This is a genomic window from Collinsella sp. CLA-ER-H5 (genome assembly GCF_040092375.1).
Taxonomy (GTDB): domain Bacteria; phylum Actinomycetota; class Coriobacteriia; order Coriobacteriales; family Coriobacteriaceae; genus Collinsella.
Window position 1 is genome coordinate 49,240 of the sequence record NZ_JBBNLR010000011.1, and the last position, 12,956, is coordinate 62,195.

Annotated in this window: 13 protein-coding genes; 10 read left to right on the plus strand and 3 right to left on the minus strand. The window is 60.7% G+C overall.

From position 1 onward, the window contains the following. Positions 1–139 precede the first annotated feature (139 nt). The 3 genes from AAAX31_RS05630 to rpmB form a co-directional block, all read right to left on the minus strand. A complete protein-coding gene (locus tag AAAX31_RS05630; RefSeq protein WP_349076486.1) occupies positions 140–904 on the minus strand; it encodes an aminoglycoside phosphotransferase family protein in 765 nt (254 codons plus the stop codon). Positions 905–992: 88 nt separating this feature from the next. Continuing rightward, positions 993–3,641, minus strand: a complete 2,649-nt coding sequence (gene adhE / locus AAAX31_RS05635) for a bifunctional acetaldehyde-CoA/alcohol dehydrogenase (RefSeq protein ID WP_117770319.1) — start codon at positions 3,639–3,641, stop codon at positions 993–995. Positions 3,642–4,157: 516 nt separating this feature from the next. After that, positions 4,158–4,346 carry a 50S ribosomal protein L28 gene (gene rpmB / locus AAAX31_RS05640; RefSeq protein ID WP_022094725.1) on the minus strand — a complete coding sequence of 63 codons (189 nt, stop codon included), beginning with the start codon at positions 4,344–4,346 and terminating at the stop codon, positions 4,158–4,160. Between the two features lie 452 nt (positions 4,347–4,798). On the opposite strand from rpmB, the gene pyrR reads away from it, so the two are divergent. The 10 genes from pyrR (at position 4,799) to thiI (ending at position 12,772) form a co-directional block, all read left to right on the plus strand. Next, positions 4,799–5,383, plus strand: coding sequence for a bifunctional pyr operon transcriptional regulator/uracil phosphoribosyltransferase PyrR (gene pyrR / locus AAAX31_RS05645; protein WP_117770320.1), 585 nt, complete (start codon positions 4,799–4,801; stop codon positions 5,381–5,383). Between the two features lie 4 nt (positions 5,384–5,387). Continuing rightward, positions 5,388–6,332, plus strand: a complete 945-nt coding sequence (locus tag AAAX31_RS05650) for an aspartate carbamoyltransferase catalytic subunit (protein WP_035138537.1) — start codon at positions 5,388–5,390, stop codon at positions 6,330–6,332. Further along, positions 6,316–7,605: a dihydroorotase gene (locus AAAX31_RS05655; protein ID WP_117770321.1), complete on the plus strand. Its 1,290-nt coding sequence runs from the start codon at positions 6,316–6,318 to the stop codon at positions 7,603–7,605. The genes AAAX31_RS05650 and AAAX31_RS05655 overlap by 17 nt, the downstream gene beginning before the upstream one ends. Positions 7,606–7,721: 116 nt before the next feature. Further along, positions 7,722–8,489, plus strand: a complete 768-nt coding sequence (locus AAAX31_RS05660) for a dihydroorotate dehydrogenase electron transfer subunit (protein WP_117770351.1) — start codon at positions 7,722–7,724, stop codon at positions 8,487–8,489. After that, positions 8,489–9,412 (plus strand): dihydroorotate dehydrogenase, encoded by a 924-nt coding sequence (locus AAAX31_RS05665; RefSeq protein WP_022094721.1) that lies wholly within the window; start codon positions 8,489–8,491, stop codon positions 9,410–9,412. Before AAAX31_RS05660 ends, AAAX31_RS05665 begins: the two co-directional genes overlap by 1 nt. Further along, on the plus strand, positions 9,406–10,122 hold the full coding sequence (pyrF, locus tag AAAX31_RS05670; protein WP_117770322.1) for an orotidine-5'-phosphate decarboxylase: 717 nt from the start codon (positions 9,406–9,408) through the stop codon (positions 10,120–10,122). Before AAAX31_RS05665 ends, pyrF begins: the two co-directional genes overlap by 7 nt. 239 nt (positions 10,123–10,361) lie before the next feature. Continuing rightward, positions 10,362–10,670: an integration host factor, actinobacterial type gene (mihF, locus tag AAAX31_RS05675; RefSeq protein ID WP_006236130.1), complete on the plus strand. Its 309-nt coding sequence runs from the start codon at positions 10,362–10,364 to the stop codon at positions 10,668–10,670. Beyond that, positions 10,671–11,240: a guanylate kinase gene (gene gmk, locus AAAX31_RS05680; protein ID WP_006236131.1), complete on the plus strand. Its 570-nt coding sequence runs from the start codon at positions 10,671–10,673 to the stop codon at positions 11,238–11,240. It abuts the gene before it with no gap. A gap of 5 nt (positions 11,241–11,245) precedes the next feature. Beyond that, entirely contained in the window at positions 11,246–11,527 is a 282-nt protein-coding gene (locus tag AAAX31_RS05685; protein WP_035138532.1) for a DNA-directed RNA polymerase subunit omega, read from the plus strand. Then, positions 11,528–12,772, plus strand: a complete 1,245-nt coding sequence (gene thiI / locus AAAX31_RS05690) for a tRNA uracil 4-sulfurtransferase ThiI (protein WP_117770323.1) — start codon at positions 11,528–11,530, stop codon at positions 12,770–12,772. Positions 12,773–12,956 lie beyond the last annotated feature (184 nt).

Consider the following 12,956-nt stretch of genomic DNA (forward strand, 5'->3'; position numbering starts at 1 on the left):
CGCATTTCTCCAGATCGGGGAGATGCGGGGCCGTCCTTTTATCTTGTGGCATCCTCGATATCTAAAAGGAAAACCCCACAGCCCATGCGAGCTGCGGGGTTTTCCTTGTGCCTCCGATGCGAAATAAATCGCTCAGATATTACTGATAATCGACGACGTCGATCCAATTCTTCAGGAACTCATCGTTCACGTTGCGCTTACGAGCGAGCTCGGAAGCGGCAACGATGCTCGTCCACTGACGCACGACCTGCATGGGCATGTCGGCGCGGTCGCAGTAGAGCTCCAGGTAGGCCTCGGCCTGGTCCTTGCTGTTGAGGGCAAAGAGCAGGTAGGTGGTGGCAACGTCGGCAGCGGGGGAGCCCTGGGTGGCGTGTGCCCAGTCGCACACATAGAGCTGGCCGTCGTCGCCGACGATGACGTTGGAGGGGTTGAAGTCGCCGTGGCAGACCTTGAACTCCTTGGTCATGCCGTCCAGACGCTCCTGAAGGTTGTAGCGCGTGGTGGCATTGAGCTGATCAAGGCTGTCGATCATGCGGGCGTACTTGTCGCGCTGACGGTTGAGCAGCGGGGAGGTGTAGCCGTGGATCTCGATCTGGAGGTCGACGAACACCTCGAGGTACTCACCAAAGCGCTGGGGCTCGGCAGTCATCTTCTCGGCAAGGGTGGTGCCCGGAACCTTCTCGGTCACGAGCGCCCAGCCGTTGGCGTTCTCGAGCTGGGAAACCTCGAGAGCCTTGGGGCTGCGGATGCCGCACTCATTGATGCGGGCAAGATTCAAAGCCTCGTTGAACACGTCGGAGACAGGCTTGGTCTCGTTAAAGACCTTGACAATCTTGTCGCCCAGGTCGTAAACGACCTTGTTGCCACGGCGGACGAGCTCGGTCTTGGAATCGGGTAGCAGCATGGTTGCATCCTTTCAACGATGCGATAGAAGCGACGGCGGGGGTGTGTGAAACACCCGTGCACCCCCGCCGTTAAAAACCGTGCTAAAACTAGCAGACGGCGTAATCCTGGGGCTCGCGGCCGTAGTAGGCGTCCAGGTAGAGCTCCTTGATCTCGCTCATGAGCGGGTAGCGCGGGTTGGCGCCGGTGCACTGGTCGTTGAATGCCTGCTCGGTCATTTCGTCGAGGGTGTCGAGGAAGTACTGCTCGTCAACACCGTAGTCGGCGATGGTCTTCTTGACGCCGATGAAGTCCTTGAGCTCCTCGAGCTTCGTGATGAAGTTCTCGAAGACCTCCTTGTCGTCCTTGCCCTCGATGCCGCAGTACTTGGCCATCTCGGCGTAGTTGTGCAGCGCGTTGGGGTAAGGATACTGGGAGAAGGTACCCATCTTGACGGGTGCCTCGGCGGCGTTGTAGCGCATGACGCGGGTCAGGATGACAGCGTTTGCGAGGCCGTGGGGCAGGTGATGGAAAGCGCCGAGCTTGTGGGCCATGGAGTGGTTGAGGCCCAGGAAGGCGTTGGCGAAGGCCATACCGGCCATGCAGGAGGCGTTGTGCATCTCCTCGCGGGCGTGCGGATCCTTGGCGCCGTTCGTGAAGCTGGAGGGCAGGTTCTCGAAGACGAGCTTGGCAGCGCGCTCGGAGAGGCCCTTGGTGTAGTCGGAAGCCATGATGGAGACGTAGGACTCGATGGCGTGGGTCATGACGTCGATGCCGGAGGCAGCGGTCAGGCCGCGCGGGGCGGTCATGCAATTGTCGGCGTCGACGATAGCCATGTTGGGGAGCAGCGCGTAGTCGGCGAGCGGCCACTTGATGCCGGTCTCCTTGTCGGTGATGATGGCGAACGGCGTGCACTCGGAGCCGGTACCCGAAGAGGTCGGGACGGCGACGAAGTAGGCCTTCTTGCCCATCTCGGGGAAGGTGAAGATACGCTTGCGGATGTCCATGAAGTCCATGGCCATGTCCTCAAACTTGCACTCGGGGTGCTCGTACATCATCCACATGATCTTGCCGGCGTCCATAGCGGAGCCACCGCCGACGGCGATGATGACGTCCGGCTCAAAGAGAGCCATCTGCTTGGCGCCGCGACGTGCGCACTGCAGCGACGGATCGGGCTCGACGTCGTAGAAGCAGTCGTGGGCGATGCCCATCTCGTCGAGCTTGGCCTCGATGGCGCGGGTGTTGCCATTCTTGAAGAGGAACTGGTCGGTGACGATGAAGGCGCGCTTCTTGCCCATGACGTTGCCCAGCTCGTCGAGGGCGACGGGCGTGGAACCCTTCTTGAAGTAGACCTTCTCGGGAGCGCGGAACCAAAGCATATTCTCACGGCGCTCGGCCACAGTCTTAACGTTGATCAAGTGCTTCACCCCAACGTTCTCGGAGACGGAGTTGCCGCCCCAGGAGCCGCAGCCCAGGGTCAGAGACGGCTTCATGCCAAAGTTGTACAGGTCACCGATGCCGCCGTGCGAGGACGGGGTGTTGATGACGATACGGCAGGCCTTCATGACGTGCTCGAACAGGCTGATCTTCTCGGCCTGGGCGGGGTGCACGTACAGAGAGGCGGTGTGGCCCGGGCCACCGGCAAGCACCAGGTGCTCGGCCTTGTCGACGGCCTCCTGGAAGTCCTTGGCGTGGTACATGGCCAGGACCGGGGAGAGCTTCTCGTGGGAGAACTCCTCCTTGGCGGGGTCGGTGGAGGTGACCTCGGCGATCAGGATCTTGGTCTTGGCGGGAACCTCGATGCCGGCGAGCTCGGCGATCTTGGCAGCGGCCATGCCGGGGATGCGGTGATCGAGAGCGCCGTTCTTGAACATGGCGGCACGCAGGGCCTCCATCTCGGCACCCTGCTTGACGAAGTAGCAGCCGCGCTTCTGGAACTCGGCCTTGACCTGGTCATAGATGGTGTCGATGACGGTCACGGACTGCTCGGAGGCGCAGATCATGCCGTTGTCGAAGGTCTTGGAGTGGATGATGGAGTTGACGGCGAGCAGCACGTCGGCGGTGTCGTCGATGACGACCGGGGTGTTACCGGCGCCAACGCCCAGGGCGGGCTTGCCCGAGGAGTAAGCGGCCTTGACCATGCCCGGGCCACCGGTGGCGAGGATGATGTCGACGTCGCGCATGACCATGTTGGTCAGCTCGATGGAGGGGACATCGACCCAGCCGATGATGCCCTCGGGGGCGCCGGCCTTGACGGCGGCGTCAAGCACGAGCTTGGCGGCGGCGATGGTGCACTTGGCGGCAGCCGGGTGCGGGGAGATGATGATGGCGTTGCGGGTCTTCAGGCAGATCAGCGTCTTGAAGATCGCGGTGGAGGTGGGGTTGGTCGTCGGGATGACGGCGCCCACGATGCCGATGGGCTCGGCGATCTTGGTGATGCCGTAAGCCTCGTCGCGCTCCAGGACACCACAGGTCTTGGTGTTCTTGTAAGCGTTGTAGATGTACTCTGCGGCGTAGTGGTTCTTGATGACCTTGTCCTCAAGAACGCCGCGGCCGGTCTCCTCGATGGCCATCTTCGCCAACGGGATACGAGCCTTGTTGGCGGCCATGGCGGCCTCATAGAAGATCTTGTCGACCTGCTCCTGCGTGTACGTAGCAAAAAGCGCCTGGGCCTCTCGCATCTGAGCGAGCTTAGCCTCAAGCGCCTCTACGTTGTCCACAATTGCGGGAGTAGTGTTTTCCGGTGACTTTTTCACCATTTGTGTCTCCTTGCGATCGGAGATTTACCCTACGCCTTGCATGATAGCAAGAAATTATTCGGCGAACGGTAAGATTCCCGTAAAAGGCACACTAAAACGCTTCAATAAACTGAAACGCTTTAACTAAAACTATCTGCCTGCTGCATCGCCCCGCTCATTGGGGACAGACTTACATGAGAATTTCAATCGGAAAACGGGAAGAACGGGGCATCTTCTTGACAATTGCTATTCGCGGGTCGCGGTTGAGTCAGACACGCAGGCGGTGCAGCTGCTCGACTATATTCGTCTCAATCTCGTGAAAGGTGCGCTTGGCTCAATCGAGGCGTACCGCTGGTCAAGCTACAGGGCATACCAGCTGGGTTACGATCCCTTTGACATCTGCAAACACTCATGTAAGTCTGTCCCCAATGAGTGCAAAAAGGCGCCCTCCGTAGGGGAGGACGCCTTTGGTAAGTTCTATATGAACGCGAGGTCTTTGACCCGGAGAGTCCGAGGTACTTGTTGGTAAGACCTTATTTAGGAGCGCGCAACCTTGCCAGACTTGAGGCAGGTGGAGCAAACGTTCATCTTGCGACGGTGACCATCGACGACAACGTAGACGCGCTGGATGTTGGGGCGGAACTTACGGTTGGTGACGCGGTGAGAGTGGCTGATGGAGCGACCGGCAACGGGGTGCTTACCGCAAACTTCGCAAACTTTGGACATAACTGACCCTCCTTGGGCGACAAACGAACATGTCGCGTTAACAAACAAGCCTGAACTATAGCACAGAAGTCGCTCCCTGTGCGCAATCTACACAGAGATATTCCTCTTTTGGCGATAGTGCCCACGCCACGGCCCTGGACGTAGATCCGATTTGCGTGCAGCAGAGGGGATTATGCCAGCTCGTGCGTGCGTTTTCAAGCTCGTCCCACAAATATATATAGGTTTATGGAGCATTGGGCTCCGTTTACGGATTGCTCTGTATTTATGCTCGCAATTAAGCTCGAGGTTGGCTACACTATCCCTTGACCATTAAAGGGGTACGAGATACCCACATGGAATTACATAGCTGCCATGCGAGCAGCCTTTCCTGTGGGTGTCTGGTCCGCTTTAAGCGGTCGGGCATCTATTTTTTTGACTGTGTCAGCAGTCAAGACATGTGAGGAAGGAGATCGATGGGCACGACTTCCCCCAAGGCGGTCATCATGGACGAGACCGCCGTCAATCGAGCGATGACCCGCATCGCGCACGAGATTCTCGAGCGCAACGAGGGCTGTGAAGACCTCGCTCTGGTCGGCATCGTCACGCGCGGCGACCTTCTGGCAAAGAAGCTCGCCGAGGAGATCAAGGAGATCGAGGGCGTCGAAGTTCCGCTCGGCAGCCTGGACATCAGCTTCTACCGCGATGACTATGCGACCAATTTCGCTCCCGCGATCCACGCCACCAACATTCCCTTTAGCGTCGACGGCAAGCGCGTCGTGCTGGTGGACGACATCCTGTACACGGGTCGTACCATCCGCGCTGCTCTGGACGCCGTCATGGACCTGGGCCGTCCGAGCCGTATTGAGCTGGCAGTTCTCGTTGACCGCGGTCACCGCGAGCTCCCCATCTCGCCGGACTTTGTCGGCAAGAACGTTCCCTCGTCGCATGAGGAGAACGTGCACCTATATATGAAGGAAGTCGACGGCCACACCGCCGTCGAGATTAACGACGTCGCGCCGGGTTCCCACGTGGGCTCCGCGCCGCTGGGAGGTGAGTAGTACCGTGGCGTTCAACCATAAGCACCTGATCGACATTACCGAGTACTCCGAAGAGGACATCAAGCTCATCCTCGAGACCGCCAAGGCGTTCTCTGAGGTCAACGAGCGTGCGATCAAGAAGGTCCCCACGCTCAAGGGTAAGACCATCGTCAACATGTTCAACGAGCCCTCGACGCGCACCCGTAGCTCCTTCGAGCTCGCCGAGAAGCGTCTTTCGGCCGACAGCCTCAACTTTGGCGGCTCCTCGACCTCCACGGTCAAGGGCGAGAGCCTCGTCGACACCGTCGAGACCCTCAACGCCTATAAGATCGACTGCATCGTCGTGCGCGATAAGCACGCCGGTGCTCCCTACATCGTCACGCAGAACTCGCCCGCGAGCGTCATCTGCGCCGGCGACGGCAAGCACAACCATCCCACGCAGGCCCTGCTCGACCTGTACACCATCTGGGAGCACAAGGGTGACTTCCACGGTCTGAAGGTCGCTGTCGTCGGCGATATCGCGCACTCCCGTGTCTGCGGCTCGCTGATTCCCGCCCTTAAGATCATGGGCTGCGAGACCTACGCCGTCGCCCCCGGCACGCTGTTGCCGCCGGCGCCCGAGGTCCTGGGCTGCGACCACGTGACGAGCGACCTCGATTCCGTCCTGCCCGAGCTGGACGTCGTCTACATGCTGCGCGTGCAGCAGGAGCGCCTCGAGGGTGCCCCGTTCCCGACCATTCGTGAGTACCACAAGCTCTTCGGTCTGACCAAGGACCGCGAGAAGCTCATGAAGCCCGATGCGATCATCTGCCACCCGGGCCCCATCAACCGCGGCGTCGAGTTCGACTCCTATATGGCCGACCACCCGCAACGCTCCGTCATCCTGGAGCAGGTCTACGCCGGTATCTGCGTGCGTATGGCTATCCTGTATCTGCTGCTTGGAGGTGCCGATAATGGCCTTGCTTCTTAAGAATGCCCACGTCGTCGACCCGTCCGTCGAGCTTGACGGTGTCGTTGACGTCCTGATTGACGGCGACAAGATCGCCGAGGTCGGCGAGAATCTCGCCGTCGAGGGAGCCGAGGTCCGCGACCTTTCCGGCAAGTACCTCGTCCCTGGCCTGGTGGATATGCACGTTCACCTTCGCGAGCCCGGCTACGAGGTCAAAGAGGACATCGAGAGCGGCACCCGCGCAGCTGCCAAGGGCGGCTTTACCGGCGTGTGCGCCATGCCCAACACCGATCCCGTCACCGATAACGGCACCGTCGTGGAGTTCGTCAAGTCCCGCGCTGCCGAGGTCGGTCACTGCCGCGTCTATCCGTCGGGCGCCATGACCCGCGGTCTTAAGGGCGAGGCCATGTCCGAGATGGGCGATATGGTCGCCCACGGCGCCGTCGCCTTCACCGACGACGGTCGCGGCGTGCAGGGCGCGGGTATGCTCCGTCGCTGCATGGACTACGGCAAGATGTTCGGCAAGGTCTTTATGAGCCATTGCCAGGACGAGGACCTGGTCGGCCACGGCCAGATCAACGAGGGCAAGGTCTCGACCCGTCTGGCTCTCGAGGGCTGGCCGGCTGCCGGCGAGGAGCTCCAGATCGCCCGCGACATCGAGATCGCCAAGCTGACCGGTGCCAAGCTGCACATCCAGCACATCTCCACCGCTCACGGTCTCGAGCTCGTGCGTGCCGGTAAGGCCGCTGGCGTCCAGGTGACCTGCGAGGCCACCCCGCACCACATGTTTCTGACCGAGAACGACTTGGACGAGACCTACAACACCTCGCTCAAGGTCAATCCGCCGCTGCGCACCGAGGAGGATGCCGAGGCCATCCGTCAGGGCGTCATCGACGGCACCGTCGACGTTATCGTCACCGATCACGCTCCTCACACCCCGTGGGAGAAGGCCCGTGAGTTCGAGCTTGCGCCCTTTGGTATGATCGGCCTCGAGACCTCGCTGTCGCTCGTACTCACCGAGCTGGTCAACACGGGCAAGATGAGCATGGGCCGCATGGTCGAGCTCATGGCCATCAAGCCGCGTGAGATCCTGGGTCTCGACCAGGTTCAGGTCAAGGCGGGCTCCGTTGCCGACCTGACCGTGTTCGACGCGTCCGCCACCTGGACGGTTGGCGAGGACGGTTACGAGTCGCGCGCCGAGAACTCCGGTTTTGCCGGCCGCACGCTCACCGGTCGTGCCACCGATGTGTTTGTCGGCGGTAAGCAGACGCTTGCCGACGGCTGCATCTGCTAGCATAGCCTTATCGCTTTTGTGCGCGGCGCCCTTGCGGTGCCGCGCTTTCTGTTCGTTTGGACCATGCAACCGCATGGGGGATTGGAGCGTCTATGCCCACACCTTCCACTGCACGCATGCACGACTTCGAGGTCGTCTCGAACCGGGAGATTGCCGACGGCATCTTCTCGCTCGTCATCTCGGCCCCCAAGCTTGCAAGTGCGCTCAAGCCCGGTCAGTTTGTGAACATCGCCGTACCCGGCGATGCGTCCTCGCTGCTTCGCGTGCCCCTGAGCTACTACCGCGCCGACGCCGAGGCTGGCACCGTCGAGCTGTGGTACGCCGTCGTGGGCGACGATACCCGTCGTTTGTCCCAGATGGGCCCTGGCTCCACCTCTAACCTGCTGGGCCCCGGTGGCCGTGGCTGGATGGTACCCGAGGGCACCAGGAAGGCCCTGCTCGTCGCCGGTGGCATCGGTGTTCCGCCCGTGCTGTGCCTTGCCGACAAGCTTGCCGAGCAGGGTGTAGCCGTCGACGTGTGCCTGGGCTTTGGCACCGCGTCCAAGGCCGTGGGCGTCGATGAGTTCCGCGCGCTGTGCGATACGGTTAACGTGTGCACCGATGATGGCACGCTGGGCACGCACGGTTTTTGCACCGACCCGGCATCCGAGCTGCTCGGCGAGGGCGGCTACGACTATGTGGCCAGCTGCGGCCCCGCCGTCATGATGAAGAAGGTCGCCGCCGCTGCCGCCGAGGCCGGCGCGTACTGCGAGGTGTCGCTCGAGCGCATGATGAGCTGCGGCTTTGGCGCCTGCAACACCTGCAATGTCGAGACGGTCGACGGTATGAAGGGCGCCTGCATGTGCGGCCCCGTGTTCGATGCTTCCAAGGTGGTGGTCTTCTAGTGGGTACCGTGAACATGGCCGTCGATTTCGGCGGCGTCAAGATGCAAAACCCCATCAACACCGCAGCCGGTACCTTTGGCTACGGCTGGCAGTTCCAGAACTTCTTTGATGTCTCCCAGCTGGGTGCCATCACCACCAAGGGTTGCGCTGCCGAGCCCTGGCCCGGCAATCCCGCGCCCCGCATGGCCGAGATTCCCGGCGGTATGATCAACTCCGTGGGCCTTCAGAACCCCGGCGTGGCCGCCTTTGCCCGCGAGTCCGGTCCGTGGCTCGAACAGCTGTCCAAGGACGGCTGCCAGGTCATCTGTCAGGTTGCCGGCCACTCCGTTGACGAGTTTGTCCGCGCACTCGAGATGTATGTCGAGCTGTGCCCCTGGGCTGCCGGCTACGAGATCAACGTGAGCTGCCCTAATATCGCCGCCGGCGGTGCCGCCATGGGCTCCACGCCCGAGGGCGCCTCTTCCGTTATGGCTGCCTGCCGCAAGGTGACCGATAAGCCGCTGTTCGTGAAGATGGCTCCGGTCAACGTCGCCGAGATCGCCAAGGCCCTCGAGGCTGCCGGCGCCGACGGCCTTTCAGTCATCAACTCCATCCAGGGCATGGCCATCGACGTCCATACCCGCAAGTCCCGCGTGGCCAAGCCCAAGGGCGGCCTTTCGGGCCCGCTGTGCCACCACATCGCCGTGCGCATGGTCTGGGAGGTTGCCCAGGCCGTCGATATCCCCATCAACGGTGTCGGCGGTGTCATGACCGGCGAGGATGCGGCTGAGTTTATCCTGGCCGGCGCCACCTGCGTGTCGGTCGGCATGGCCAACTTCGTCGATCCGTGCGCTTCGCTCAAGATCGCGCACGAGCTCGAGGCCTGGGCTGAGTCCCAAGGCGTGAAGGACATCAACGAACTGGTAGGTGCTTTCGAATGCTAGAGACCGATGCCCGCGACCGCGTAATCGTCGCTCTCGACTGCGACCGCGAGCGTGCGCTCGAGCTTGCCCACGAGCTTTCGGGCCATGCCGCCTGGCTTAAGGTTGGTATGACGCTCTATTACGCTGAGGGCCCCGAGATCGTCAAGACCTTTAAGGACCTGGGCTTTAAGGTCTTCCTTGACCTTAAGTTCCATGATATTCCGCATCAGGTTCGCGGTGCCGCCCGTTCGGCCTCGCTTGCCGGTGCCGACCTGCTCTCGGTTCACGGCTTGGGTTCGGGCGCCATGCTCGCTGCCTGCCGCGAGGGTGCCGAGGAGGCGCGCGAGGACCGCGCCAAGCTCGTCGCCATCACCGTGCTCACGAGCATGAATCAGGATGCCTTGAGCGAGATTGGCGTCGAGTCGCCGGTGGCCGAGGAGGCCGCCCGCCTGGCAAAGCTCGCTCAGGCCAACGGCATCGATGGCATCGTGTGCTCGCCGATGGAGGCTCACGACATGCGTGAGCTGCTGGGTCCTGATGCCCTGATCGTGACTCCGGGTGTGCGTCCGGTGGGTGCCGCCTTAGGCGACCAGTCCCGCGTGGCGACGCCTTCCCAGGCTATCGAGCGTGGCGCAAGCCACATTGTGGTGGGCCGTCCCATCACCGGCGCCGACGATCCGGTTGCCGCCTTTGACGCCATTGTCGCCGAGCTGGTCGAAAACATCGCGTAAAAGATTCCCCTAAGTCACCACTTTTGGGTCTCATTAGCACAAAATAGCCCCTGTGCCTGCGTAAACTTTCCCATCCTTTGTGTGGAATCGCAGGTCAGGGGCTTAACTTTGGGCGCAGTATATTGCACTTTTTGCGGGTATCGTCTAACCTATGGAGCCGCGATTGGGCATTTTGTACGTTCTACGTGCTAAAATGCCAATTATTGAATCAGATATAACCCAACTATTTGGAGGTACGAATGGCACTCCCTCAGCTTACCGATGAGCAGCGTAAGCAGGCTCTTGAGAAGGCTGCTGCCGCACGTCACGCCCGCGCTGAGCTTCGCGAGCAGATCAAGAAGGGCGAGAAGTCCCTCGAGTCCGTGCTCAACTCCGATGACCCCATCGCTTCCCGCATGAAGGTTTCCACCCTCATCGAGTCTCTTCCTGGTTATGGCAAGGCCAAGGCCGCCAAGATCATGGAGGAGCTTGGTATCTCCGCTACCCGTCGCGTCCAGGGCCTCGGCGTCCGTCAGCGCGAGCAGCTCCTCGAGCAGCTGACCAAATAAGTGAGCGCTCAGGATTCCAAGCTCTTTGTGATTTCTGGACCGTCAGGCGCAGGGAAGGGTACGCTCGTCACTCGTGTGCGCGAGCGCCGCTCGAACCTGGGCCTGACGGTTTCGGCTACCACGCGAGCACCACGCAAAGGTGAGGTCGACGGCGTCAACTACTTTTTTCTGACGCGCGAGGAGTTCGACCGCCGCGTGGCAAACGGTGAGTTTGTTGAGTGGGCCGAGGTCCACGGTAACTGCTACGGCACGTTGGTGAGCGAGGTCACATCCAAGCTCGCCTCTGGCGCATCTCTGATTTTGGAGATCGATGTCCAGGGCGCCCTGCAGGTGAAGGAGCGTTTCCCCGAGGCCGTGTTGATCTTTATCAAGCCGCCTTCGCTTGAGGTACTCCGCGAGCGCCTGGTCGGTCGCGGTACCGAGACGCCCGAGACGATTGAGCTGCGTATGGCAAACGCCGCCGATGAGCTTGCCCTTGCCGACCGCTACGACGACGTCGTGGTTAATGACGATCTCGACCGCGCGACCGATGAGCTCGTTCGCGTTCTCGATATGCATGAAAGGATCTGAGGTCCGTGTCCGTTGTAAAGCCTTGCATTGACGATCTTCTGGAGAAGACCGATCACAACCGCTTCCTGCTCGCTTCGCTTGCCTCCAAGCGCGCCTGCGACATTAACAGCATGCTGCGTGGCCAGCACAACCGCGTGCTTGCCGTCCAGGATGTCGATGACATCACCATCGGGCTTTCCGGTGCCGATACCATTTCGATGGCTATGGACGAGATTGTCGACGGCGACATCTCTTACGACGAGGCCCGTTACGAGAAGGCGCTCGGCCACAAGGTTGCTGAAGCCTAAATGGCGGCTCGCGTCTGCCTGGTCCACTATCACGAGGTTGGACTGAAGGGTAAGAACCGCGCACATTTTGAGCATATCCTCATGGATAACATCAAGGCGGCCTTGGCCGCCTTTTCCGTGAATGCCGTGTCTCGAATTTCCGGTTATATTCTCGTGACCTTTAACGAGCATCAGGCCGATGAGGCGGCGCGTGTCATTCGCACCGTTCCCGGCGTTGCTCGTGTGTCTTTGGCGTATCACACCAACCGCGACCCGCAAGAGTACTGCGCCGCCGCCGTGAAGGCACTGCGCGAGTTTGGTCCTTTCGATTCGTTTAAGGTGCACGCCAAGCGCTCCAATACTGACTATGAGCTCACCTCGATTGATATCAATCGTCAGGTGGGCGAGGTACTGTGCGAGGCCTTCCCCGATAAAAAGGTTCAAATGCGCGACCCCGATGCGATGGTGCACGTACTGGTGGTCCAGGGTAGCGTCTACGTGTATGCGCGCTCCGAGCGTGGCGTGGGCGGTCTGCCGGTGGGTTCTGCCGGCAAGGTCGTGACGCTGTTGTCGTCGGGTATCGATTCTCCGGTGGCGACCTGGATGCTCGCGCGTCGCGGCGCGGTGTGCGTGCCGGTACATTTCTCCGGTCGTCCGCAGACGTCCGATACGAGCGAGTATTTGGTGCAGGACATCATCCGTGCGCTTGAGCCAGGTGTCCAGATCGGCCGCCTGTACGTGGTGCCGTTTGGCGACTGCCAGCGTGAGATTTCGGTCACCTGTCCCAGCAACCTGCGCGTGATTATGTATCGCCGCATTATGTATTCGGTTGCCGAGCGCATTGCACACATCGAGGGTGCCAAGGCCATCGTTACGGGTGAATCGCTTGGGCAGGTTGCCTCCCAAACGCTTGAGAACATCATGGCCGTCAACGAGGCCGTGAAGATCCCCGTGTTCCGCCCTCTCATCGGTTCGGACAAGCAGGAGATCATCGCGCGTGCCGAGGAGATCGGTACGTTCGATATTTCGACTGAGGCCGCTCCCGACTGCTGCACGCTGTTTATGCCGCGTCGTCCCGAGACGCACGCTAAACTCGATGCCGTGCATGAGGCCTGGGAGTTGTTCGATCATGAGGAGATGATCGAGCACCTGCTCAAGCAGACCGAGTACATTGACTTCGAGAGCAACACGTATAAGGCCCCTAAGACCTTAAAACGCAAACATTCGGAGCTTGCTACGCGTGAGATTTACCAAGATCACGAGTAATTTTGTGCATAGACCGACGATGCGTCTGCATCGTCGGTCTTTTGCTATCTGGGCATTTTGCGGCTAAGTGTTCATTTGCTGACGTGTGCCTGAATAAATGGACAGTATTTCGCAAGGTTTTGGTCGGCTTTTGGTTTGACCGCGAAAACCGGTTTTGGAGAATGGCTGTTGCAGGACTCTTTTC